This is a genomic window from Streptomyces beijiangensis (genome assembly GCF_017315755.1).
Lineage (GTDB): Bacteria > Actinomycetota > Actinomycetes > Streptomycetales > Streptomycetaceae > Streptomyces > Streptomyces beijiangensis.
The window spans coordinates 1-253 of the sequence record NZ_JAFLRJ010001031.1; the positions used below are offsets into that span (position 1 = coordinate 1).

The following is a 253-nucleotide window of genomic DNA, read 5'->3' on the forward strand; positions in this document are numbered from 1 at the left end:
ACCATCGAGCTCGTCGACGGCTGGCGCTTCGCCCTGGTCAATCCGGCGGGGATCACCGACCCCTCCGGCGACTACGACCGTGCCGCCGAGCCCGGCTACGACGACTCGGCCTGGCGCCGGATCGCGGTCCCGCACGACTGGAGCATCGAGCTCACCCCCACCACCGAGAACGGCACGAGCGGCGGCACCGGGTTCCTTCCCGGCGGCCTCGGCTGGTACCGCATCCCCTTCACCCTGCCGGCCGCGCTCGCCG

At 73.5% G+C, this 253-nt stretch carries 1 protein-coding gene; it reads left to right on the forward strand.

Features of this window, described 5'->3' with window-relative positions; all coding sequences use genetic code 11:
• Positions 1 to 253: hypothetical protein (locus J0695_RS40410; protein WP_206969781.1), on the forward strand; the 253-nt coding region annotated here is incomplete at both ends.